A 23,846-nucleotide genomic window follows, 5' to 3' on the forward strand; every position below is an offset into this window, starting at 1 on the left:
TTTCAACTTGCTTCTGTTTATTATGTAAAAAACCCTTCTTTGTGCAAGAAGGGATTTGCATTCCAGAATATTTCTCAGCGTATCAAAACACCTCACATTATAACACACGTTGCTAATGTTTCACAATAATATATACATTCTCTTGTAAGCGATGCGCAATGCCATCTAGAATTGCCTCTAAATTATTTGCAACAAATTCTAACTCCTCTGTCGATTCACAAGTAAACAGAGGGGCACCACCAGCAAATTTCTCCGGAGTCGTTGTAATAACTGCAAGAATTACACTTTCTAACATCATCTCTTATCTCCCCTTCCTTTCGGGGCTTCCGATGACATATGAACAGCACTCTCTAACGTCGGCACGTTCCCTATGACACCTATTGCTTTCTCCACATCTTGATCTTGTGGTAAGACAAAGATTCCAACCCTGCCATCCTCTAAATCACGCTTTGCTAGCGGCGCAAGTGCCGGCGTACCAGAATCTCTATAAATCCCTAAAGCAACAGAAACATCATGTAAAATAGCTTGTCGTTGCCCTAAGTTTGAGATTGTCACCATCGCATCAATTGATTTCGGTCTTAAAATAAAGCCCATTCCATATTTCATAATTTCCTCTTGTCTTGCTGGCAATCCAATATTCATAATGTAAATATTATCAATATATAGCCCCGCCCCTTCAAAACGAAGTGGAACATGCTCGATATCAACAAGATCATGCAACCTCTTACCAGACATTAATGTTTTCGCGATAAAAAATGCGATGATAGCCATAACGACTCCAGCAATCCATGAACGGAACCCTATATAAGCAAACGTCGTTACAAACGACGTTAACATCGCCAAATAGTTGCGACTTTCAAAAACTAATGCAATTCCTTCAATATATGTATTCCCACGTGGTACAAGCTCATAACCATCTAATTGTTGAAGTGTATTTCTTTCCATATTACGCACATCACGAAACTGTGTTGCTGCTAACGTAAGAAACGTAATGGCAGAAAAATCTTTTTTCAATATAGACGGAATTGCAATCGCTCCTAAAGCCGCCGCAATTAACCCCATCGCAATATGAATAATTTTCCCGTGGAGCCTCGTCGGATATTGCCGGGTATCTGTCCGAAGCATGAGCACTCTCGTTACTGTCCCTGCTATTACGCCGCATAAAATGGCCGGTGTATATTCAATCATGTATTACCCTCGCCTTTCTTTTACGTGTTTTCCTCTTAAACTGTTCCATGTGTACGGAGGCTTTCGCAATCCAAAATAAAATTGCCATGAATAATGTAGAAACAGCAACGATATCAAAAAACGCTAAACTACCGTAATCGTAAGGAAAATGCAGTTTCCGAAAAATAATTGTCACAAACAATTCTCCCTGTAACATTCCTATATAAAGAGAACATAGTCGTAATATGCGATCCTCATGTAATAAAACGGATGCATATACAAGAGCACTACTTAACAAAAATAACCTGTCCACCACAATCCAAATTGGATCATATACTTCTAACAAATGAAAACTTGTATATAACATTGCAATAATAAGTGCCGAAAGTAAGCTATATAATTTTTTCCAAATAGAATAGAGCGTGAGTCCTATAAAAGCTATACCAGAAAGTAAAAGTGCATTTACTGATACCGTAAATGAAGCAATCGTTACATGTAACGGAGAACAAATAATAAAAATCAATATACAGGCGCTTATCTTCCACCGAATAGAGTCCTTTTTCATAAAAAATGTTACGACAATCCACCCTATCCAAGCTACAAAATAAAAAGTACTCCCTTCCATCATTTCACCTCCTATGTTTTCCATTATGGGAACTTTTTATGAAAGTTAATCCACTTTCTTCGCGCATAGTTTTTTCATATAACAGCAACACTTTTAATAAGGAGGTGCTATTCATTATGGGTAAAGATCGTCAAGAACGAAAACTAAGAGAATCTCGCCGCGTTGAATCTGATCGTGACCAATCACTACAATATCCGGGTGCAACTGGACTTGATACACCTGAGCAAGCTCGAAAACAGAATCAGCACTAATGAATACAAAAAGACGGTTTCGATATTGTACGAAACCGTCTTTTACATAATTCTTTCATATTTTATACTCATAATATAATTCTTTTCTTTTAGCATTATAGATCCGATCACTTGACGTGGCATCAATCGTAACTATACCTGTTGGTTTTTTAGAATATGTAATAACATAATACGTTTGAAGAGAAGAATCTTTACTATTTACTTCTACACGTACATAATTCGTCTCCCCTAATTCTTTTAACTTTCGCTCCACTTCCTTCTTCACATCAGCAATATTTTCTCGTTCCTTTTTAACTTTTCTGCTTCCTATGATGTTTCCTTGATCAGAAAGTAAGACTACTTCAGCTGTACTTAAATCCACATCATTTGGTATATCGAAATAATAATTTACATATGAATCTTCTGATGGATTATTCTTGTCTTGTCCTAATTCCCTTGGCAATATTAACGCTTCCATTTTTAGGATTATACGTAACAATAGCTCCCTTCCCGCGCTATAATTTTAAAAAAAGAAAAGAATACAAAAAAACCAACCAAACGGTTGATTTTTTATCTCCTACTATAATGCGTCGTATCAATACCACGCTGCGTTAACCAATGATACGTTTCGCCCTTTACAACAAGAGGTACAGATTGTAACTCTTCTATCGTCTTCGCACCGAGAGCTGTCATAATAAATTTCAAATCTGTATGTAATAGATCAATTTCATCCACTAACTTCTCGATACCATCTTGCATTAAAATTCGTAAAAAATAGCCAGCGAATGCAGTTGTATTCGCCCCTAATGCGATTGCTTTCGCTACGTCAAGCGCTGTTTGTATACCCCCAGATGCAATAAAAGAGAGGTTATTATTTGTAGAGGTTGCTTCAATAATCGAGGTAGCTGTTTGTATGCCCCAGTTATTAAAATAAGAAAGCATTCGCTGTCTTCTTTCATTTTCAACAGCAGCAAAATTCGTACCACCTTGTCCGCCAATATCAATTGCCGTTACACCTACGCTCGCTAACTGTTGCATTGTTTCCTTACTCATCCCAAATCCAACTTCTTTTACAATGACAGGAACTTTACTATTTAAAACAATTTTCTCAATACGCTGAAGTACACCAGTAAAGTCACGGTCTCCTTCTGGCATCGTTAACTCTTGTATGACATTTAAATGAATTTGCAATGCATTCGCTTCAACCATATCAACAGCACGCTCTGCCTGTTCAACAGTTGCCTCACTACCTAAATTAGCAAAGAAAATACCATTTGGATTTACCTTTCTAATAATCTTATAAGAAGCAGCCTCACTTTCATCTTTTAACGCTGCCATTTGCGATCCTACAGCCATAGCAAGGTTATGATGTTTCGCTACATATGCTAATTGCTCATTAATATGTAACGTTTTCTCTCCTCCACCACCAGTCATCGCATTGATAAAAATCGGCGAACTTAGTGAAAGTTCGCCGATTTTTGTTTCACATGTTATTGTGTCATAATTTGAATTTGGCAAGCTTTGATGCACAAAATCAATATCATGAAAGCCATGCGTACGAGACTGACCAGTAGAAAGAGCGTATTCAATATGATCTAATTTACGTTTTGCCCTTACCACTTGTACCCCTCTTTATTTTTTTAATTTTTTCAGTTGTTCACCAATAATGTCACTTAATTGGAAAGTAGCAGAATCAGCATTCGGTTCATACTGACTATAATCTTCAGTTACATTATTTTCCTCAAGCGCTTCTTTTATACTTAAAGAAATACGTTTCTCTGCTACATGCACTTCAAGCACTTTCACTTTTACTTCTTGTCCCATTTCCAATACTTCATTTGGATTTTTCACGTGACGATTTGCAATTTGAGATACATGCACAAGACCTTCAACGCCCGGTAAAATTTCAACGAATGCACCGAATGTAACAAGACGTTTTACTACTCCTTCACGAATATCTCCAGCTTTTACTTCGCCACCAACATTTTCCCAAGGTCCCGGTTGAGCTGCTTTAATTGATAAAGAAATACGTTGTGTGTCAGCATCAACAGATAATACCTTTACTTTTACCTTTTGACCTTGCTCTAATACTTCAGAAGGTTGCTCTACACGTTCGTGTGAAATTTGTGAAATATGAACTAAACCGTCCACACCGCCAACATTAACGAAAGCACCAAAATCCGTTAGTCGTTGTACTGTCCCTTCAACAACGTCGCCTTCTTTTAATGAAGAAATTGCTTCTTTCTTCTTAGAATCTAGTTCTAATTCTACTACCGCTTTATGCGAAAGGATTACACGATTTTTTTCACGGTCCAATTCAACAATTTTCACGGCTAATGTTTTGCCTTTATAGTCAGTAAAATCTTCTACATAATGTACTTCTACAAGTGAAGCTGGTATAAAGCCACGAACACCAAGGTCCACAACTAATCCACCATTCACGATATCTTTTACGGTAACATCAAATACGTGACCAGAAGTAAATTTCTCTTGTAATTCTACCCATGCTTTTTCTGCATCAACAGCACGTTTAGATAATACAAGATCATCCTCTTCTAACTTAATAACCTTTAATTCTAGTGTTTGATCTAATTCTACAACATCGCTTGCTTTTTCAATATGAACGTTAGCTAATTCACTAATTGGAATTACGCCATCTGTTTTGTATCCAACATTTACAAGCACTTGTTTCTCTTCAACTTTCGTTACAGAACCTGTAACAACGTCACCAACTTGTAATTCTTTTGAATCCATAACTTCTTCATTCATTTTCTCTACCATGGAAATACCTCCCTACAGAATTGACAAAGCATTTTTTATGTATATACGAAATGAAAACAATTGTTTTCATTTGCATGTTTAAGAATTTATCATCACATACGTAAGCTTCATACATTTCACTAGAAAATATATTAAACCTATATAAATAGTATACAGCAAAATCATGTTGAAGAAAGTATGTTTTGAAATATAATAGCGAATATATTCTGACAGTTTTATTCCTCTTTAACTAACTTCTTATAAATCCGGTCATTTGTCAAGGAAAGAGACTCACAATTCACGTATCCTTTACATTTTTATATAAACAAAAAAGAAAGAGGCTACCCCCTTTCTTTATTTCGCAAACACTCCCGAAACAATACCCATAATTTTTTGGACAACTTCTTCAATTGATAAAGAAGTTGTATCTAATTCCAATGCATCATCAGCTTTTTTTAGAGGAGAAACTTCGCGTTCTGAATCTAATTTATCACGCTGAGCAATTTCTTCTTTTAACTGCTCTAAATTAGAATCGAAACCTTTATTCATATTTTCTAAATGTCTTCTTTCTGCTCTTTCTTCAACAGAAGCAAGCATAAAGATCTTCACTTCAGCATCTGGTAACACATGCGTACCAATATCACGACCATCCATTACAACGCCGCCTTTTTCCGCTAACTCTTGTTGACGGCGTACCATTTCTTCACGAACAAGGCGATGTTTCGCCACAATCGATACTCGATTCGTTACCTCAGGTGTACGAATGACTTCAGAAACATCTTGTCCATTTAAAAATACAAGTTGTGTATTTTCTCCTTGCTGAAACTCGATTTTCACATTCTTTACAACTTCCATTAGCTGCTCTTCATTTTCAATGTCCACTTTTTGCTCAAGGGCTGCGTATGTAATCGTACGATACATTGCGCCTGTATCAATATAAACGTAAGAAAGCTTCTTCGCTACAACTTTCGCAACTGTACTTTTTCCAGCAGCTGCTGGACCATCTATAGCAATTGAAATTCTTTTATCCATCGTAACACCTCATTTTTTCACTTATAAAACAAAACGAAAAGCAGGTATTCTCCTGCTTCTTCTCATTTGCTTCACGTCATTAAATCCTCAATTATTGTAGCATAATCCTTCATAGAAGAAAATGAAAACTACCTATTCACCTGTAAGATTTCTGCTTTGTTTTTTACCATGACACCTTCATAATAAACAATTTTAGATAAATATTTCACTGATGACTTATGTATAAATAACAATTGCACAACAGAAAGACAAATGAATTGTATTATTAATATACGAATAAGCATTCTTTCCATCTTTTTCAACGTAATGGCTCCCTCCTATACTGTATTTGCACATTTCGTTTCGTAATTTTATACATCGTACATATTGCATTTCATTTTATTGTCATTTTCGAGGCATACTTTTATACATTTCCATTGTCGAATTTACTCAAAACATGTTATGTTCTAAATGTATTTTTTTACTTGAAAGGGGTATAAGCATTGAAAAGAATCCTAGTTTTACACACAGGTGGAACAATTGCAATGGAGGAAGATAAAGAAACTGGGGTCGTACAACCAGGTAAAAAAAATCCTCTTTTAAAATTCATTCCTGATTTAGAAGGCGATGTTGATTTAATCGTTGAAGATGTGTTTCATCTACCATCTCCTCATATGACACCGAGCGAAATGTTACAATTACAAGTCATCATTGATGAAAGAGTAAAACAAGACAACATTCATGGCGTAGTCATTACGCATGGTACGGATACATTAGAAGAAACAGCCTACTTCTTAGATTTAACAGTACAAGCAACTATTCCGATCGTCGTAACAGGCGCAATGCGCTCTAGCAATGAATTAGGTGCTGATGGTCTATATAACTTCTTATCAGCTGTAAAAGTCGCTAGCAGTAGTGAAGCTGCCGAAAAAGGCGTTTTAGTCGTATTAAACGACGAAATTCATTGCGCTACAAACGTAACGAAAACACATACAAGTAATGTAGCAACATTCCAAAGTCCACAGTATGGACCAATCGGTATGGTAACAAAACGTGGTGTTGTATTCCACCATGCTTTAGTACATCACGAAACATATTCAGTAAATAAGGTTTCTAAAAATGTAGTCGTTCTAAAAGCGTACGCTGGTATGGACGATACATTGTTAGCAGCAATTGAAAATCTTCCAGTAGACGGGATTGTTATTGAAGCGCTTGGACAAGGTAATTTACCTCCAAGAACACTTCCTAGTCTAGAACGGCTAATAAATAAAGGAATTCCTGTCGTATTAGTTTCTCGCTGTTTCAATGGGATCGTTCAAGATGTATATTCATATGAAGGTGGCGGCAAACAATTAAAAGATATGGGTATTGTATTCACATACGGTTTAAACGCTCAAAAAGCACGTATTAAATTATTAGTTGCATTAGAGAATACAACTTCTCATGAAGCAATCCAAAACATGTTTATGCACGATTAAAAAAGAAGCTGTCGAAGTTTATTCCGACAGCTTCTTTTTATATTTCTCTTGTTGCGATGGTTTGCGCAATTGCATCTCCATGAAATCGACCGTTCTCAATAAATATTTCATTTGCATTATTTCCAGCAGCAATTACACCTGCAATGAAAATATTTGCAGCGTTCGTTTCCATCGTATCCTCTGCATAAATTGGACGTCCTGTCGCTTCATCAATCCGAACACCCATCTTTGTTAAGAAACTATGATCAGGATGGTAACCAGTCATCGCAAATACAAAATCATTTTGGATTGTATATGCTTCGCCATCAACTGTATACGTTAATGTATGTTCAGTAATTTCTTTCACATGAGCCCCGAAATGCATGTGAATTGTACCATTTCGGACTAACGCCTCAAACTCTGGCAAAATCCACGGCTTTATGCTTGGTGAATACTCACTTCCGCGATATAGTACCGTTACACGCGCACCAGCTTTCACAAGCTCTAACGCGGCATCTACACTCGAGTTTTTCCCACCTATAACTACTACATCTCGATCAAAATAAGGATGTCCTTCTTTAAAATAGTGAGCTACCTTCTTCAATTCCTCACCTGGAACGTTCATATAATTTGGATTGTCATAATATCCAGTTGCTACAACAATATATTTCGCTATATACATTTCTTTACTTCCGTCACGCTTTGTCGTTTCAACCTGAAAAACTTCTCCATCTTTTTGAACTTTCTCCACTCGTTCAAAAGCATTTACACGTACAGATTTACGCTTTACTACTTCACGATAATACGCAAGCGCTTGATTTCGAACAGGCTTACGATTTTCTGTAATAAAAGCTACATCACCAATTTCTAATTTTTCACTAGAAGAGAAAAATGTTTGATGGGTTGGATAATTATAAATCGCATTTACAATGTTTCCTTTTTCAATTACTAACGGATTTATCCCTACCTTTTGCAACGAAATTGCTGCTGCTAATCCGCACGGACCGCCTCCAATTATGATAGCTGTTTCTTTCTGCATACTCGGTTCACTCCTAGTCTTCTACCAATACACTATTTATAAAAACAAGAAAAAACCTACTTACAGCAGTAGGCACCTATCTTTATTGTATTCATTTTTCATATATTTGTCATCTAAACGAAACGTACATCCGATAGACATCTGCTAAAAACTGCTGAAATTTAATACCTTGTTTCCCTAAAACATTTTCAGGATCAATCTTTCTGGCTGGATCAAGTGTTTTATGTGATACGATATCTTTTTTCGGATTCAAGCCGAAGTTTTGACATAAATACGCATGATACCACGTAAAACGTGTATATGCTTCCCAAAAATTAACATCACCACCATAACAAAGCTCCACTCCAATGGCAGCCTTATTAGCATCATACCCATATAAGTCATTATCTGCCGGCACACCATATCGAACATGGTAGGCAACTTCATTTATAGGAATAATTTCTAGTATTGTTTTGTCATCTATAAATGTATGTGCCGAAGCTTTCGGTTGTATTTCATTAAAATAATCCCGATTCCCAATCGCATTGCTACCAGGATTCCCCGTATCATGGCTTACAATAAACCTTACTTTAGAAAGAGGAATTCCCGGCCGTGAACTTCCATATCCAATATAGTTACGCTCTATAGGAAACATCGCCATTACTACCAACTCCCGCTTCAGAAGATTACCTTACTTCTTTATATATGTATTCGGTAGCAATGTCCTTATAGCATATTTCTTACGCGAAGAGAAAATCGAAAATATTTGATGTGAACACCATAAATAATAAAATACTTACAGCAACTCCATAAAAACCGTAAAACCAAACACAATCTTCTTTCGTATCTAAACCGAAAAATTTATTTACTGATTGTAATAATGTGCCGCGCTTACTTTGTTTGTTTCTTAATACTTCCACTCGTTCTACAACATCCGCTGGCATCATAAATCTTTGGTCTACTGTCATTTTCATCATTTATCTCTCCTTAAAATCATTTCCGTTTTGTTTATCTAAGGAGAGTATAGCACGTTTGTTCGCATAGAACAAGCGTTCTTTTTGTTTTTATTTTATTTTTCAGCAAATCCAGTAAGAATCGTGATTACAAAGGCGATAATTGGCCCTACTACAACCGCACCAAATATTAAAAACAGTAGCCCTTCCCCGAACACCCGAACAATACTTGTCTTTTTGGCTTTCGTCGTTCTTGCAAGTTCTCCCTCTAACCTCTTAACCTTTTCTTCTAATTGTTCTACCCGTTCCATCATTTCATTTCCCATTTACGACACCTCACTCTAATACTTCAACAAAAAAACGTGATTCCCTCGAAAGGAATCACGTTTTCTCACAATATAATATTATACCCAACCTCTGAAGCGACTTGCTTCAGCCATTTTACGAACACCGACCATATACGCTGCTAAGCGCATATTCACTTTACGAACTTGTGCTGTTTCATAAATAGAATCAAATGATCTTACCATTACTTTTTCTAAACGTTGTTCTACTTCTTCTTCAGTCCAGTAGTAACCTTGGTTATTTTGTACCCACTCAAAGTAAGATACTGTTACCCCACCAGCACTCGCTAATACGTCTGGAACAAGTAAAATTCCGCGATCTGTTAAAATTTTAGTTGCTTCTAATGTTGTTGGACCATTTGCAGCTTCAACAACGATTTTTGCTTTAATATCATTAGCATTTTCTTCTGTAATTTGGTTCTCAATTGCAGCTGGAACTAAAATGTCGCAATCAAGTTCTAACAATTCTTTGTTTGAAATTGTATTATTAAATAGTTTTGTTACTGTACCGAAGCTATCACGACGGTCTAATAAATAATCAATATCTAATCCGTTTGGATCATGTAATGCGCCGTAAGCATCTGAGATCGCAATAACTTTCGCACCTGCATCATGCATAAATTTAGCTAAGAAGCTACCAGCATTACCGAATCCTTGAACAACAACGCGTGCACCTTTAATATCAATGTCACGTTTTTTTGCAGCTTCGCGAATACAAATTGTAACACCTTTCGCTGTTGCTGTTTCACGTCCATGTGATCCACCTAATACAAGTGGCTTACCTGTAATAAATCCTGGTGAATTAAATTCGTCAATACGGCTATACTCATCCATCATCCATGCCATAATTTGAGAGTTTGTGAATACATCTGGAGCTGGAATATCTTTCGTCGGTCCTACGATTTGGCTAATTGCTCGTACATAACCGCGGCTTAATCTTTCTAACTCACGGAATGACATTTCACGCGGGTCACAGATAATTCCACCTTTACCTCCGCCATATGGTAAATCAACAATACCACATTTTAAACTCATCCAAATTGAAAGTGCTTTCACTTCATTTTCTGTTACATTCGGATGGAAGCGAATTCCACCTTTCGTTGGACCAACAGCATCATTATGTTGTGCACGATATCCTGTAAATATTTTAACAGTCCCGTCATCCATACGAACTGGTATTTTCACTGTCATCATACGAACTGGTTCTTTTAATAATTCATATACTTCGTTTGGATAACCCAATTTTTCTAACGCTTCACTGATAACAATTTGTGTTGAATTCAATAGTTCAAAATGTTGTTCCCTTTGTTGTTGTGTTTTTGTTTGAGTTCCCTTTTCGGCTACCATAGTAAGTAAACCCCCTGTAATTTCACTTGTTTAGTAAACCTTCATTGCCTAGTATACACCGTTAAATTTGGAATGCAATAGAAAACGCTAACAAATATATACAAAGTATTTTCTTTTGCAAGCGTTTTCACTATCATTATAGTCCTTTTATCGCTTTTAGAAAAGTAAAATACTTAAATATTTAAATATTTTTTATTTTATTCATGTACAGTACTTTGAAAAAATACATTTAAGTAAGGTAAAAAACAAAACCTTAGCTATGTTACGTTAGCTAAGGTTTTGTTTTTTCACAAAGTAATTGTGTATTTGTTCAATTGCTTGAGAAGCCATTAATTCTTTACCATACTCCATTAGACGATAAATAGTTGCTGTAGACGGATTACCATATTCCGCTAAAATAGCTATAAAATCTGCCTTCAGTAATTGTATTTGCTCCTCTTCTTCCATCCAAAGATAGAAACGCCCATCCCACGTATATAATTTTCCGCCAGTTACATCAAGGTTATATAAACGATTCGACAGGTTAATTACGTCATCTAGTGTAGCAAACTCATAAAGGATATGCTCGCTTTCATCTAGAGTCACTTGCATTTCAATAAACTCGTCACGGAACTCATCATCTGTATCCGCTTCTTGATGTTCTTTCGTTACAATTACGACCATTCCTTGCGCTTGTAGAGAAAATACTTCAACTGCAATCGGGCCATCTGCTTCAAATCCCAATTCTTTATTTGCTTCTTGCATCATATCACGAAATAATTGCTGTACTTTCGGTGCATTTCTCCACAAATCTTCTTTCGTTAATCCTCGTTCAGATAAATCATCAAATGTTAAGAAAATTTTTATCTTATTGTAATTTAATCGTTCCAGCCTCATCTCATACCCTCCCTACGCAACCAATGAATATAATTTTTATTATATGAAATAGAAAATAGATGGTTCTTTTCGAACAACTATTCTAACATTTTTAACCAATCATCCCATTCTTCTTTCGTGTCACCAATTAGGCTTGTTTGAATGTTCAACTGATCTCCAGCACCTATTTCTCCTATAACCCCAACAGAAAGGTTTTCACTTTTTTCTTGCAACAAATTCAAGTAGCTCGTTGCGTTCTTCAGTTCTCGTCCGTCATCAAAAGAGATTACTACATATTTAGGTCTTATTTGCTCAACAGCTAACGTAATACCATCTTCCGCTAAGCTTGCCCTAATATATATCACCTCATATCCTTTTAATCGTAAATACGTTGAGAAAACAAACCCTTTCAACATATTACTTTCTAACACAACAACTTTGTGTATAGAAGAAAACGATGATGCATTATGATATACCATCCCTAGACGCGTTTGTAAAAATGATACGACATATTGGAATTGCACCATTGTAACTTCATTATTATTTTTTAACGTTAACAATTTATTTGACACTTGAAGAACAATACTTGCGATAACTTTTTCTGTTGCATAAATACTAAAAGCCTCGTTTAACAATGCAGAAGTTGTAATTTCATCAAATTTTAACAAAGCTTGTAGTAAATCGTCCACTAAAACAACTTCTCTATCGTAATGTATTTCATTTTGAACACTATTCTGCAAACGATTCCCTTCTAATAATTGAACTGCTTGTCCAATCATCATGCCGGAAGAAACCTTGTCCATTAACCATTTCAAAATTTGAATATGCTCTTCTGTATATAATCGATGCCCCGCATGATTCCGCTTTGGGGCAATCATTTGATATCTTCTTTCCCATGCACGAAGCGTACTTGGTTGAACTCCAATTATTTTTGAAACAGCTTTTATGTTATATTTTCCGTTTAGAGTTGGCATCATTTCCCTCCGCATAACGTAATAATATGTGTTTGAGCAGGTGCTCGGAAGCGAAGTGGAATCAACGTTGTTCCATACCCATTACTAACAAAAAGAGTTATATTTGAATGCTTATATACGCCACCTTTTAAATATTTTTTAGATGGGAATAATCGAATCTGCCCTCCATGTGTATGTCCACTTAGCACAAGTGAAATTTGTTCTTTTCCAGACATTTTATTTATTATATCAGGGTTGTGGCTAATTAATATGCGAAAACCATCTTCTTTACAATCAGCCAACGCTAAATCTAAACGATCACGTTCCAAACCAACATCATCTACACCGAGCAAACAAATTTTCTCTCCTAATTCAGACTCAAATACAACTCTTGTATTATCTAAAACTTTTACATTATTTTCTAATAATAAAGCATCTAATTCATGATATTCAATTTCATAATCATTATTTCCCCATACAAAATATACAGGAGCTATCGCTCTTAGCTTTTGTATATTTGCAGAGATTTTCGATAAAGGGACACCTTTTTCCGCTAAATCACCACCAATAATTACAAGATCAACTCTTCCTTTTACTTGTTCAATTAACGAATTCGAAATGACCCTTCTATGAATATCAGATATAAAAAATACATTTACTTTTTGAAAACTTTTCGGAAATTCTTCAAATATTAAAGTATGTTCTAGCACCGTATTACGCATTGCTTCTGTATACATTACAAGAAGCATTATAATACCAATACAAACGAGAGTACTTAATAAGATAATCCATATCATATATTTTTACTCCCCTCCTCATAAAGATAATCCTCAGTTTTTATAGTAAGTATTTTACTAACTTTCTCGCTTTGTGGACTTATCTTTTATCGGAATTTTTAATTCTTGACCTACATTCACTTCATCTTTTTGTAAATCATTATACTTTTTAATCACTTCGATCCCAGTTTCATCTGAAAAATATTGCTTCGCTATACTTTCTAAAGTTTCTCCCTCTTTCACCGTATGCGTGACGACTTTCTCAGATGATGCCTCGGACTCAGATTTAGCTGAATCAAAAAAAATAACCTCAAATGCACTTTTTCCAGCGTTATTACTATCACTTTTCACCTGAATATATTTATCTGTATACCATAAAATACTAATTGGTAGTAATATGAATAGAAATGTTAAAACTCGAACGAAAATATGATTCATTTTAAACTTTTGTTTTTTTTCTTTATTTCTATGAATTTCACTACGCGGCGGTAAACCTTCTTTTTCTTCCACTCGCTCAACTTCTAATTCCTCTTCAAAATCAGGAATTCGTTTCCTCATGTTGTTCACCACCACCTTCCATTTATTTTCTTAATTGGAGTCCCATTATAAAATCAACAAGAAAGTGTGCAAAGATTGTTATAAACAAATTTCCTGTCCATTCAAATACGTAACCAAAGACAAAACTAATGAAACAGACGAAACAAAACAAAAATGGCTTTTTTATATACCGAATATGTAACACTGCAAATACAAAACTCGCTATTACAATTCCAAAGTGCGTCTGCACTACACCTCTAAATAAAAATTCTTCTGCAAAGCCGATAATGAACGTAATAACGAGTAGATGCATAACTGACATCCCTTGAAACATCCTATCGTTAATACCACCATCATCAAACCAAGACTCTGGAAACACCCGCATTGCAACATAATCTAATAACACAATACCAATTGCTAACAAGCCACCTATTATAAGTATAGACACCGGTTCCCATTTCCACAGACTATACACCGATTTTATATCTCGGAATAGTATATATGCTAGTAAACAACCGATACCAATAATAATGAACTGTGTAATATACAGATTCAGCCTTATTTCTTTCGGACTCATATCTTCAATATTATGCCTTTGAATGTTCATCATTCCCCCATCTTTTCTAGACCGAAAAGCTTTTGTAACTCTGTTTCCCAATTATAGTCGAAATCCGATTGTTGCGCTTGTCTTTTTTTATAATCTGTTTTTGTAATATGACAATAGTCGCAGCAATTCTTTAACTCGCCCTCTTTTCTGTAACCGAACTGTCGCAGCAAATATTCTCGTCTACATTCTTTCACTTGTATCCATGATTTCATGTTTTCTAGCTCACTATATTTATTACGTAGCCTGATTTCTACTTCAGCTATTAATCTTGTCATAATTTCATCTGACAAGCTCTCTAATATTAATTTTCTCTGTTGTATGATTCCAAGCTGTTCAAGATGATAGCGGATGAAACGCCAATATTGTTCATTAAATCTTGCTGCATTATAACAAATTTCTTCTACCTCTTCTATTGGTAATTCTTTCGTTTGAAACATTCTTTCCTGTAGTAAAGAAAATAAAAATTGTATTTGTGACTGGCTTGGCAATTCATCTTCAATTATTGAAATTGGTAAATCGTGATCTAACGGACTACATAGTAAAATAGCTATACTTGGTTCACCATCTCTTCCAGCTCTTCCGATTTCTTGTAAATAAGAAGCTATATTAGTCGGATAGTGAAAATGAATAATATATCTCGTGTTTGATTTATTTACTCCCATACCAAAAGCACTTGTACATATTACAAGCTGTAATTGGTCATTCATAAACTGCTGTTGAATTAACATACGCTCTTCATGTTCCATACCACCATGATAGAAAGCGACACCAGTAACGCCTTTTCCTCTTAAATATTCCGTTAAACGTTCTGTCCACGCTCTGCTTGAACAATATACAATCCCCGGCCCTTGTAAATACATCACCTGGTCCAAAAGCGCCTCTTTCTTCTCTTCTATCGTCTCTACAAATTGTACTTCCATTGCTATATTTGGACGATCAATAGAGTATACATGCTGCGTCACATTCTCCAAATTCAAACTCTCTGCTATATCTCGGAGTACATCTTTCGTCGCTGTTGCAGTTAATGCTAGCACCGTAGGAGACCCGATATTCTTAATAACTACATTTAGTTTTTTATAATCTGGTCTAAAATCATAACCCCATTGCGAAATACAATGAGCTTCATCCACAACAAATAATGAAATATGAACTTTCTTCAATTCTCTTATTAACAATTCCGACTGCAACATCTCTGGTGATACAAAAATAAATTTATAAGAAGCTAATCTTTTCATCGCTTCTCTTTTTTCCTGTAATGTCCGAAAACTATTAAATGCTATCACTCGGTTTTTCACAACATATTTTAATTGTGTAACCTGATCTTCCATCAAAGATAATAATGGTGATACAACAAGTACTGTCCCTTCTTGCATGAGCCCTGGAAGTTGATAGCACATAGACTTCCCTCTTCCGGTCGGAAGCATCGCTATAACATCTTTACCTTCCAATAAATCTGTAATTACCCCTTTTTGACCTGGACGAAATTCAGAATATCCAAACCACCTATATAAATATTCCTCAAGTTTCATTTATACCCTCCATCCGCGCCAATACAAGACGAACTTCAAAATAAGAGATACCCTCTCCAACCGCTTGTTTCAACTCACGCAGCTTACGTGTTTGTAATGCATCAATTACTTCTGTTACTTTATCTATTTTTTCTTTTTCCATAAACATCTCGATAGAAAAATCTCTTTCTCGCAAAGCAATTTCAACAAAATGATCTTCTATCGTTGCAACCTTTAGATTTCTAATTGTCGCTATTTCTTCTAACGAGCGCCCTTGCCTCCAAAAATTATATGTTTTTTTCGTTGATAAACTAAATAATTCAGCTCTCTCATTTGGATAAGAGATAATCTCAGCTAATAACGGAAATTCATTTTCTTTATCGCGAACTTCTTGTATAAGGAAATGAATTGTACCCCAAAATAAAAAATACACCCTGAAAATATCTCGTTTCGTAATTTCCGCTAACTGCTGCAATGTACAACCGATACGTTCATATCCTGTTAATCTATATGTTACAATCGTCGCTTCTATCACATCACATTTCCTTAAAAGAGTATGTATTTCTTTCCATAATCTTTTTGCCAATTCACTTCGCCTATACGGCATACCTGTTAAAAATCGCTTCACCCACACCATTATTTCTGTATCTTGTTGAATAGGAATAAACTTCGTATTATTCTGTTGTAAATTAGATATAGTTTGAATAATTAAAGATAATCTTTTCCAAAATGTTTCACCTAATTCACCATAGTGCAAACCATGTAAATGCGCTGGAAAAGCATACCCTTCCTCCCATGTATGTAACTGCATTTTACCTTTAGGTGTTAACAAATATGTATTTTCATGTATCTCTTGAATCAAATCTGCTTGCAACAACTTTGCAACTTCACGATCATATTCAGCTCTATTTAGCGATTTATATATTCCAAACAAAAAAGAAATTCGGAACATATTTCCATCTTGTAACGTTTGCGAAGAACGTTTTCCCTTTAATAAATAATAAATAGAAGAAACGGTCCTTTCACCATTCAATTGTTTTAAACAATACAATACAGTATATTGTATTTGCATTACCGCTTCCACCTTTCAATCTAACTTAGTTACTCATTAAACTTATCATATGGGCAATATGTACTTGTATATATTCTATTGTACCAAACGAAATAACATTTACGTATTTTGAAAATCTTATGACATAATGCAGAAATTAGTTGACACTCTAATTGATAAGGATTATCATTATAATTTTATGTTGAAAAGTTTTAAAAACCGTTTTACAATAAGGTTATAATTTTTATGGCGAGCTTTTCACATACATATTATCAGGAGGGAAAAAAGATGGCAAAATATACAATCGTTGATAAAGATACTTGTATCGCATGTGGTGCTTGTGGCGCTGCTGCACCAGACATTTATGACTATGATGATGAAGGTATTGCATTCGTAACATTAGACGATAACCAAGGTATTGTTGAAATTCCAGATGTATTACTTGAAGATATGATGGATGCATTCGAAGGTTGTCCAACTGACTCAATTAAAGTTGCTGACGAATCATTCGACGGCGATGCTTTAAAATTCGAATAGTCTTTTATTAACTTCAAAAAATACCCCTCATTCCTTTGAGGGGTATTTTTTGTTTTCTATTTTCATTCTCCTTATTAAAAAACCATTAGTCGTTACATACTACTAATGGTTTTATTTTATATTTTATGCATTTTTCATTTTTGCAAACACCCATACTTTCAGGCGTGAGAATAACGCTACAAATACAATTGTCACAACAATTCCTTTAATCAAATTAAATGGTAAGATTGCCGTTACAACCGTTGTCTTTATCGCTTCGCTAGACATAGCTGGTGAATTTAAAAACCAAGTGTAAGCTGGGAATATGATGATGTAATTTAATACACTCATAATAAGAGCCATTGTAATTGTCCCTAGCATTAATCCTGTCGTTAAACTCTTAACAGTACGATACTTTCTAAATAAGAAAGTTGCTGGTCCAATAAATAAACATCCTGCAATAAAGTTAGCAATTTCTCCAACTGGTACTCCCGTTAAACTCCCTTGAATCCCGTAATGTAAAATATTCTTTATCGCTTCTACAATTATCCCTGCAACCGGCCCGAAAATAATTGCAGCAATTAGAGCTGGTACATCACTAAAATCAATTTTTAAAAATGGCGGAAGCCCTGGGAATGGGAAATCCAACATCATCAGTAAATATGCAATACTACTTAGCATCGCTACACTCACCATCTGCACTACACTGTTTTTTTGTTTCATCTTTCTCTCTCCTTTTCCATCGATCATCTCATGGAAAGTGGAAAGGTTCTGCTATGCCTACTTTTTCATAGAACGAAAAAACCCTTTGTGTTTTACACAAAGGGAGAATTTAAGGCACATCAAACAGACGTTCAAATACTTATCTTTTTTGAACGCTTGAACCTCCATCTTCTCCCATCCAGACTGTACTGTCGGCTTTGGAATCACACCAAATCCTGCCTTAACGGCTCGCGGGCTTAGAACAAAATCACATATAGTTCATCACCGCCGGTCGGGATTTTCACCCTGCCCCGAAGATAGACCGATATTCTATTTTCCACTTCATTATACAACAACATGATCGTATTGTGAACAAAAAAATCGTAACTTATTAAAAATAAGTTATTGATTTTACATAATCAAAATCATTCATTATATTTTACAATACACTCCATATTTTTTAGTATTCGGCATTTCTCCTATGAATCCCCTAGTCATATATAATTAAAAGTGATAAGATGTTGAATTGTTAAGATAAGAACATTTTCTGGATTATGGAGGAAATGTCATGAAGAAAGAGAAGAGACACTCTATTCGAGAAACAATGAAAAAAAACTTAAGGAAAGAATACTTTTACTTAAAAAAAGAATTACTTTTCTACTGTCCAATTGATTTAGGCACATTCTCAAGCGAGACATACTATGCTGCTTTCGATGAAGATGGCATCAGTATTTATCAGTATGATAAAAAGACAGAAAGTAAATTAAAATTATGTGAGCGTCATCCGTGGAAGAGTTGGAATAAAGTGAAGGTGGATCATTATTTAACAACTTCACAATTTATTTTTCAAGGTGAGCGAAACTGGATATTATCCCTTTTCCAAAAAGGAAAAGAAGCTCAAAAAATAATCGAAGAGCATACATCTTTACAAACTGAAGTTGTTTCCCGCTCTTTCTTAAAAAAACTTCCTGGTTTCCGTTCTAATGCACCGTTGAATAAATACATCGGCAGCATTTGCTATACTGCACTCATTGCATTTTTATTAAAATGGATGATTCCATTTCAAGGACCACAAATCGCCCTGTACTCTATTTCAATCGGTTGTATGCTTCTTGGTTTACTTTGTTTGACAATTGGTTTAATTGAACCGACTATTGTACTATTTCGAACAAACGAAAAAACAAGAGCGAAAGTATTTTACTTATATAGCTACTTAGCTATTTCTGGATTTATATGTGTCTTTATTTTTTGGTAAAAAAGAGCTAGTTACTAGCTCTTTTTTTTACTTTACATATAATTGTTGATTAGGATAAATCAGCTCTTGTTGCAACCCATTTTTTTCTTGAATTTCCTTAACGGACATTCTAAATTTCCGCGCAATGCTAACTAGAGTGTCGCCTTTTTGGACGACGTATAACGATGAAGAAACTGCTTCATTTCTTTGTTCATGTAAAACAAGCAATGGGTTCATCGCATTTTTTTTTGCCATCGTCCATCTTCCTTGATGAACTTCTAAATGTAAGTGTGCACCTCGGGATTCTCCTGTATTTCCTACTTCTCCAATTATTTCTCCCTTTGAAATATAATCCCCTTGAACTACATATCTCTTATTTAAATGTGCATACACAGCCTCATATTCTCCATGTTTAATAAATATAACGTTTCCATAACTACTTGAATAATAAGACTTTGTTACCTTCCCTTCTTGAATAGCTGACACAGGCGCGCCGATCGGTGCCGCTATATCTATACCGTAGTGTTTTCCGTGCCTTGTCCCAAAATAATCACTTATCTGTCCTTCAACAGGCCATGCCCATTGATTTCCCTCTGCGTACACATGTAATTGAGATAAAAACAGTACTGTCAATAACATGACGCCGTATTTTAAAGCTTTCATATACATCCTCCGTTTTCTAATTACGACCATACCTTCTCTATTTTGGTATATTACAGAAAAAAGTATACAAAAAAAGAAAGTGAATCACTCCACTTCCTTCTCTTTCTTATCACGAAAAACGATTGCACTGCGATTATACTCTACATCTTTTACTTGTAATCGAGCGTTTATTACTCTAGCTACTGCAAATAAATAGTCAGATAATCTATTGACATACTTTAGAACAACTGCATTTATTTCTCCTTCCTTTTGCAAGGACACGATACATCGTTCTGCTCGCCTTACAACTGTACGTGCAATATGAATAGCAGCTGCCGACTCGCTTCCACCTGGTAAAATAAAGCGCTCTAGCGGCGGTGCTTCTTCTATATATGAATCAATTCTACCTTCTAAGTTTTCGACCATTTCATTTTTTACTTTATAAGGAATTTTCTTACCTACTATCGCCAAGTCTCCCCCGCAATCAAATAGTTCATGTTGAATCGTTTCAAGTTCATTGTAAATATCTCCGAAAACCCCGCCTTGTAGTTTAGTCATCGCATATCCAATATGAGAATTCGCCTCATCAATCGTGCCATATGCTTCCACTCGGATATTATCTTTATCCACTCTGCCACCTATTACACTTGTTGTTCCTTTATCTCCTGTTTTTGTATATAATTTCATCGCTTTACGACACCCCTCTCATTATTCTTCATTCGACTAAGTTAGAAAAAAAGTTCTACTATTATTTATTTAATTGATTTTACAAAAAAATAAAAAACAGTAGAACTTTATTCATTATCAACTTTAAAAACAAATATCTAAATTATACGATTCGGTAAATAGACATAGAATGTAGTTCCCTCTCCAACAACACTTGAAACAGCAATTTTCCCATCATGACCTTGCACAATATTTTTTGCAATCGCAAGCCCGAGTCCTGTTCCACCTTTTTTTCCACGTGTTCTTGCTTTATCAGCTTTATAGAAACGATCAAATAAAAATGGAATATCTTCTTCTGGAATACCGGCGCCTGAATCTTGCACTTCAAAAATAAGACCATTATTTTTCGTATCAATTACAAGCGTTACATGTCCGCCTGCGTTCGTATGACGTATTGCGTTATCAATTAAATTCGTCAATACTTGTTCCATACGATCTGCATCAAACGGGTATTGCTCAATTGGATCTTTGAAATCAACTGTTAACGCGACTTCTTTATCCTTCGCAATCCCTTGGAATTTACGACCTATTTTTTCAACGAAAGGATGAATATCAACTTCACCTATATGTAACTCTACATTACCACTTTCCATACGCGCTAAATCTAACAATTCATTTACAAGTTTCCCTAAACGAACGGATTCATCATAAATGATTTGAACAAACTCATTAATTTCTTCTTTTGTTTGCACAATATCATCTAAAATTGCTTCACTATACCCTTGAAGCATGACCATCGGTGTACGAAGTTCATGTGATACGTTCGCAATAAAGTCTTGACGCATCTTCTCAAGACGGCGTTCTTCCGTCATATCACGCAATACAGCTACAGCCCCGCGAATTTTCGTTTGATTGTAAAGCGGCGTCATAAGAACTACATAGTTACCTTTTTGTAAATTAATTTCAACCACTTGTTGTTGTTCGCTTTCTACAACGAGATGGAATAGTTCAACAAGTTCAGAAGGCAGTTTTTTACTGAGCTCTATCTCTTTTTCTTCTTGCCAAACTTGTAAGAAATGTTCAGCCGGCGGATTGATTACAACGACTTCACCTTCTTGATTTAATGTAATAACCCCATCTGCCATACTACTTAATATACTAGCTAACTGTTCTTTCTCTTGCTGCAGGGCATTCATATTAAACTTCAACTGTTTCCCCATTTGATTTAAGGCCGTTGCAAGCTCACCAATCTCGTCCTGGGATACCATAGGAGCTTTTGCATCAAACTTCCCACGCGACACCTCAAAAGCAACCTCACGCATTTTACGAAGTGGCGCTGTAATTCGAGTAGATAAAAAGAATGCAAAGAAAGTTGTTAATATAATCGCAATCCCTGCTGATAAGAATATAAAATCAGTCGTTCTTTCCATACCTTGTATCGGTACTTGTAAAGATTCGTATACAAACACTGCACTTTGATTTTTTGACTGCACTGGTTTTCCGACAATCATAATATCATTTTCAGTATTTTTATTCTTTCTACTATTAGAGGCTTTTCTAATGTTATTCTTAATTTCTTTTTTGTCTGTAAAAACAGCCGCTAATTCTTTATCTTCTTTTAAGTCATCCATTGTAAGAGTGACTAATCCTTCTTGTTTCGGTGAAGAAGATATTTCTTTACCATCTTCTACAATAATGATCCTTGAAAGTGGATCAGAGAATTTGTATGCGATATTCTCAATCGTTTTTACATCGGCACCTTCTTCAATTAACTCTGAAACACTTGTTGCAACTTTTTGAAGCCTAGCTTCACTCATATCAACATAATATGTTCTAAAAAACTGTGAAAGTAAAATCGCAACAAATCCAAGCACGAACGAAACGAGAAGTAATATGGTCATCCATAACTTCCCTACTACACTTCTCCAAAGCATCAGTCGTTCACAACCTCAAACTTATAACCTACGCCCCAAACAGTAACAATCATCTTCGCAGCATCTGGTGATTTTTTGCTTAACTTCTCACGTAAACGCTTTACATGCGTATCAACTGTGCGTAAATCTCCGAAGAATTCATATTGCCATACTTCTTTTAACAATTGCTCACGATCGAATACTTTATCAGGCGCTTTCGCTAAGAATAATAGTAATTCGTACTCTTTCGGTGTTAAATTCACTTCATTACCATCTGCTGTAACACGGTGTGCATCATTATCAATTGTTAAATGAGGGAACACAGTAACATCTTTTGTCGTTGTATCTTGTGTAAAGAATGTTGTTGGTACAGAACGGCGTAAGACCGCTTTCACTCGAAGCACTACTTCGCGTGGACTAAATGGTTTCACAATATAATCATCAGTTCCTACCTCAAACCCTTGTACTCGATTTACTTCTTCACCTTTTGCTGTCAACATAATAATTGGCGTCGCTTTCTTCTCACGAACCCCTTTACATACTTCGATACCATCTTTACCAGGCATCATAAGATCTAATAAAATTAAATCATAATCATTTTGCAGCGCCATTTCTAAAGCTGTATCACCATTGTCTGCTTCTTCAATTGTGTATTGTTCTCTCTCTAAATACATTTTCAACAAACGACGAATACGATCCTCATCGTCTACAATTAAAATTCTTGATTCATTTTCCATTTCTACCCGTTGCGTACTTTTACCACAACGGTTCACACCTACCCTTCTATACTATTATGTTGCGCTATTCTCGTTTATTTAAGCAATCTTCTAAATGTTTCACTTCCCATATTATGCTTCACAAGAATAATAAAGTTTGTTCAATTTTTTTCCAAAACTATGTATTTTTTTTGAACAGTATATAATGTCCTCGACATCATTTTACAAAATCAACCGCTACTTTGTCATGTTTTTCTC

Annotated in this window: 29 protein-coding genes and 1 riboswitch; of the genes, 4 read left to right on the forward strand and 25 right to left on the reverse strand. The window is 35.3% G+C overall.

Features of this window, described 5'->3' with window-relative positions; genetic code table 11:
* Positions 1-112: 112 nt before the first annotated feature.
* Genes ACTFNE_RS15465 through ACTFNE_RS15475 form a run of 3 tightly spaced genes read right to left on the reverse strand, consistent with a single transcriptional unit; the run spans position 113 to position 1,792 of the window.
* Positions 113-298 carry a capping complex subunit for YIEGIA gene (locus tag ACTFNE_RS15465; RefSeq protein WP_000979054.1) on the reverse strand — a complete coding sequence of 62 codons (186 nt, stop codon included), beginning with the start codon at positions 296-298 and terminating at the stop codon, positions 113-115.
* Positions 295-1,188 (reverse strand): YIEGIA family protein, encoded by an 894-nt coding sequence (locus tag ACTFNE_RS15470; protein ID WP_000575282.1) that lies wholly within the window; start codon positions 1,186-1,188, stop codon positions 295-297. The genes ACTFNE_RS15465 and ACTFNE_RS15470 overlap by 4 nt, the downstream gene beginning before the upstream one ends.
* Positions 1,181-1,792: a YphA family membrane protein gene (locus ACTFNE_RS15475; protein ID WP_046197269.1), complete on the reverse strand. Its 612-nt coding sequence runs from the start codon at positions 1,790-1,792 to the stop codon at positions 1,181-1,183. Before ACTFNE_RS15475 ends, ACTFNE_RS15470 begins: the two co-directional genes overlap by 8 nt.
* A gap of 116 nt (positions 1,793-1,908) precedes the next feature.
* Between ACTFNE_RS15475 and ACTFNE_RS15480 the strand changes: the two genes are divergently transcribed.
* Complete coding sequence (locus tag ACTFNE_RS15480) at positions 1,909-2,043, forward strand: YpzI family protein (RefSeq protein WP_000513900.1); 135 nt, start codon at positions 1,909-1,911, stop codon at positions 2,041-2,043.
* Between the two features lie 55 nt (positions 2,044-2,098).
* Here ACTFNE_RS15480 and ACTFNE_RS15485 read toward each other — a convergent pair whose 3' ends face one another.
* The 5 genes from ACTFNE_RS15485 to ACTFNE_RS15505 form a co-directional block, all read right to left on the reverse strand.
* Positions 2,099-2,500 (reverse strand): hypothetical protein, encoded by a 402-nt coding sequence (locus ACTFNE_RS15485; protein WP_333563704.1) that lies wholly within the window; start codon positions 2,498-2,500, stop codon positions 2,099-2,101.
* A 92-nt stretch (positions 2,501-2,592) separates the two neighbouring features.
* Positions 2,593-3,642 (reverse strand): type 2 isopentenyl-diphosphate Delta-isomerase, encoded by a 1,050-nt coding sequence (locus tag ACTFNE_RS15490; protein WP_046197267.1) that lies wholly within the window; start codon positions 3,640-3,642, stop codon positions 2,593-2,595.
* A gap of 12 nt (positions 3,643-3,654) precedes the next feature.
* Positions 3,655-4,803 (reverse strand): 30S ribosomal protein S1, encoded by a 1,149-nt coding sequence (gene rpsA, locus ACTFNE_RS15495; protein ID WP_000229569.1) that lies wholly within the window; start codon positions 4,801-4,803, stop codon positions 3,655-3,657.
* A 333-nt stretch (positions 4,804-5,136) separates the two neighbouring features.
* Positions 5,137-5,814: a (d)CMP kinase gene (gene cmk, locus ACTFNE_RS15500; RefSeq protein WP_000361264.1), complete on the reverse strand. Its 678-nt coding sequence runs from the start codon at positions 5,812-5,814 to the stop codon at positions 5,137-5,139.
* Positions 5,815-5,942: 128 nt separating this feature from the next.
* A complete protein-coding gene (locus ACTFNE_RS15505) occupies positions 5,943-6,116 on the reverse strand; it encodes a YpfB family protein (RefSeq protein ID WP_000738061.1) in 174 nt (57 codons plus the stop codon).
* Between the two features lie 180 nt (positions 6,117-6,296).
* Between ACTFNE_RS15505 and ansA the strand changes: the two genes are divergently transcribed.
* Positions 6,297-7,271, forward strand: a complete 975-nt coding sequence (gene ansA, locus ACTFNE_RS15510; RefSeq protein ID WP_071727118.1) for an asparaginase — start codon at positions 6,297-6,299, stop codon at positions 7,269-7,271.
* A gap of 37 nt (positions 7,272-7,308) precedes the next feature.
* Here ansA and ACTFNE_RS15515 read toward each other — a convergent pair whose 3' ends face one another.
* The 12 genes from ACTFNE_RS15515 to ACTFNE_RS15570 form a co-directional block, all read right to left on the reverse strand.
* Positions 7,309-8,289: a YpdA family putative bacillithiol disulfide reductase gene (locus ACTFNE_RS15515; RefSeq protein ID WP_001168493.1), complete on the reverse strand. Its 981-nt coding sequence runs from the start codon at positions 8,287-8,289 to the stop codon at positions 7,309-7,311.
* 109 nt (positions 8,290-8,398) lie between these two features.
* Entirely contained in the window at positions 8,399-8,929 is a 531-nt protein-coding gene (locus ACTFNE_RS15520) for a peptidoglycan recognition protein family protein (RefSeq protein WP_046197265.1), read from the reverse strand.
* Positions 8,930-9,008: 79 nt separating this feature from the next.
* Positions 9,009-9,245 (reverse strand): DUF3961 domain-containing protein, encoded by a 237-nt coding sequence (locus tag ACTFNE_RS15525; protein ID WP_001983018.1) that lies wholly within the window; start codon positions 9,243-9,245, stop codon positions 9,009-9,011.
* Between the two features lie 92 nt (positions 9,246-9,337).
* Positions 9,338-9,547 (reverse strand): hypothetical protein, encoded by a 210-nt coding sequence (locus tag ACTFNE_RS15530; protein ID WP_000526181.1) that lies wholly within the window; start codon positions 9,545-9,547, stop codon positions 9,338-9,340.
* 78 nt (positions 9,548-9,625) lie between these two features.
* Positions 9,626-10,912 carry an NAD-specific glutamate dehydrogenase gene (gene gudB, locus ACTFNE_RS15535; protein ID WP_000225176.1) on the reverse strand — a complete coding sequence of 429 codons (1,287 nt, stop codon included), beginning with the start codon at positions 10,910-10,912 and terminating at the stop codon, positions 9,626-9,628.
* A 267-nt stretch (positions 10,913-11,179) separates the two neighbouring features.
* Positions 11,180-11,788, reverse strand: coding sequence for a genetic competence negative regulator (locus ACTFNE_RS15540; protein ID WP_001235392.1), 609 nt, complete (start codon positions 11,786-11,788; stop codon positions 11,180-11,182).
* 77 nt (positions 11,789-11,865) lie between these two features.
* Entirely contained in the window at positions 11,866-12,741 is an 876-nt protein-coding gene (locus ACTFNE_RS15545; protein WP_270706047.1) for a MerR family transcriptional regulator, read from the reverse strand.
* Complete coding sequence (locus ACTFNE_RS15550; RefSeq protein ID WP_000637818.1) at positions 12,741-13,517, reverse strand: metallophosphoesterase; 777 nt, start codon at positions 13,515-13,517, stop codon at positions 12,741-12,743. Before ACTFNE_RS15550 ends, ACTFNE_RS15545 begins: the two co-directional genes overlap by 1 nt.
* A gap of 57 nt (positions 13,518-13,574) precedes the next feature.
* Positions 13,575-14,054 carry a LysM peptidoglycan-binding domain-containing protein gene (locus tag ACTFNE_RS15555; RefSeq protein ID WP_001231543.1) on the reverse strand — a complete coding sequence of 160 codons (480 nt, stop codon included), beginning with the start codon at positions 14,052-14,054 and terminating at the stop codon, positions 13,575-13,577.
* A 22-nt stretch (positions 14,055-14,076) separates the two neighbouring features.
* Positions 14,077-14,640, reverse strand: coding sequence for a CPBP family intramembrane glutamic endopeptidase (locus ACTFNE_RS15560; RefSeq protein ID WP_001025765.1), 564 nt, complete (start codon positions 14,638-14,640; stop codon positions 14,077-14,079).
* Positions 14,640-16,169, reverse strand: coding sequence for a RecQ family ATP-dependent DNA helicase (locus ACTFNE_RS15565; RefSeq protein WP_046197261.1), 1,530 nt, complete (start codon positions 16,167-16,169; stop codon positions 14,640-14,642). The genes ACTFNE_RS15560 and ACTFNE_RS15565 overlap by 1 nt, the downstream gene beginning before the upstream one ends.
* Positions 16,159-17,220 carry a helix-turn-helix domain-containing protein gene (locus ACTFNE_RS15570; RefSeq protein WP_046197260.1) on the reverse strand — a complete coding sequence of 354 codons (1,062 nt, stop codon included), beginning with the start codon at positions 17,218-17,220 and terminating at the stop codon, positions 16,159-16,161. Before ACTFNE_RS15570 ends, ACTFNE_RS15565 begins: the two co-directional genes overlap by 11 nt.
* Positions 17,221-17,487: 267 nt before the next feature.
* Between ACTFNE_RS15570 and ACTFNE_RS15575 the strand changes: the two genes are divergently transcribed.
* Positions 17,488-17,736: a ferredoxin gene (locus ACTFNE_RS15575; RefSeq protein WP_001151996.1), complete on the forward strand. Its 249-nt coding sequence runs from the start codon at positions 17,488-17,490 to the stop codon at positions 17,734-17,736.
* 123 nt (positions 17,737-17,859) lie between these two features.
* On the opposite strand, the gene ACTFNE_RS15580 is transcribed toward ACTFNE_RS15575, so the two are convergent.
* Positions 17,860-18,438 carry an ECF transporter S component gene (locus ACTFNE_RS15580; RefSeq protein WP_000810854.1) on the reverse strand — a complete coding sequence of 193 codons (579 nt, stop codon included), beginning with the start codon at positions 18,436-18,438 and terminating at the stop codon, positions 17,860-17,862.
* A 162-nt stretch (positions 18,439-18,600) separates the two neighbouring features.
* Positions 18,601-18,740, reverse strand: a riboswitch (FMN riboswitch).
* 245 nt (positions 18,741-18,985) lie between these two features.
* Here ACTFNE_RS15580 and ACTFNE_RS15585 point away from each other — a divergent pair.
* Positions 18,986-19,672 (forward strand): hypothetical protein, encoded by a 687-nt coding sequence (locus tag ACTFNE_RS15585; RefSeq protein ID WP_000711807.1) that lies wholly within the window; start codon positions 18,986-18,988, stop codon positions 19,670-19,672.
* Positions 19,673-19,699: 27 nt separating this feature from the next.
* Here ACTFNE_RS15585 and ACTFNE_RS15590 read toward each other — a convergent pair whose 3' ends face one another.
* The 4 genes from ACTFNE_RS15590 to resD all read right to left on the reverse strand — a co-directional run bounded on the left by ACTFNE_RS15590 (position 19,700) and on the right by resD (position 23,609).
* Positions 19,700-20,314, reverse strand: a complete 615-nt coding sequence (locus tag ACTFNE_RS15590; protein WP_046197259.1) for a peptidoglycan DD-metalloendopeptidase family protein — start codon at positions 20,312-20,314, stop codon at positions 19,700-19,702.
* Positions 20,315-20,398: 84 nt separating this feature from the next.
* Positions 20,399-20,980, reverse strand: coding sequence for a cob(I)yrinic acid a,c-diamide adenosyltransferase (locus ACTFNE_RS15595; RefSeq protein WP_046197258.1), 582 nt, complete (start codon positions 20,978-20,980; stop codon positions 20,399-20,401).
* 137 nt (positions 20,981-21,117) lie between these two features.
* Positions 21,118-22,893, reverse strand: coding sequence for a sensor histidine kinase ResE (resE, locus tag ACTFNE_RS15600; RefSeq protein WP_082112569.1), 1,776 nt, complete (start codon positions 22,891-22,893; stop codon positions 21,118-21,120).
* The gene (gene resD, locus ACTFNE_RS15605) at positions 22,893-23,609 is read right to left on the reverse strand and encodes a DNA-binding response regulator ResD (RefSeq protein ID WP_000426862.1); all 717 of its coding nucleotides are present in this window, start codon (positions 23,607-23,609) and stop codon (positions 22,893-22,895) included. The genes resE and resD overlap by 1 nt, the downstream gene beginning before the upstream one ends.
* Positions 23,610-23,846 lie beyond the last annotated feature (237 nt).

The sequence above is a fragment of the Bacillus cereus group sp. MYBKT111-2 genome (assembly GCF_051915205.1).
GTDB classification, from domain to species: domain Bacteria; phylum Bacillota; class Bacilli; order Bacillales; family Bacillaceae_G; genus Bacillus_A; species Bacillus_A paranthracis.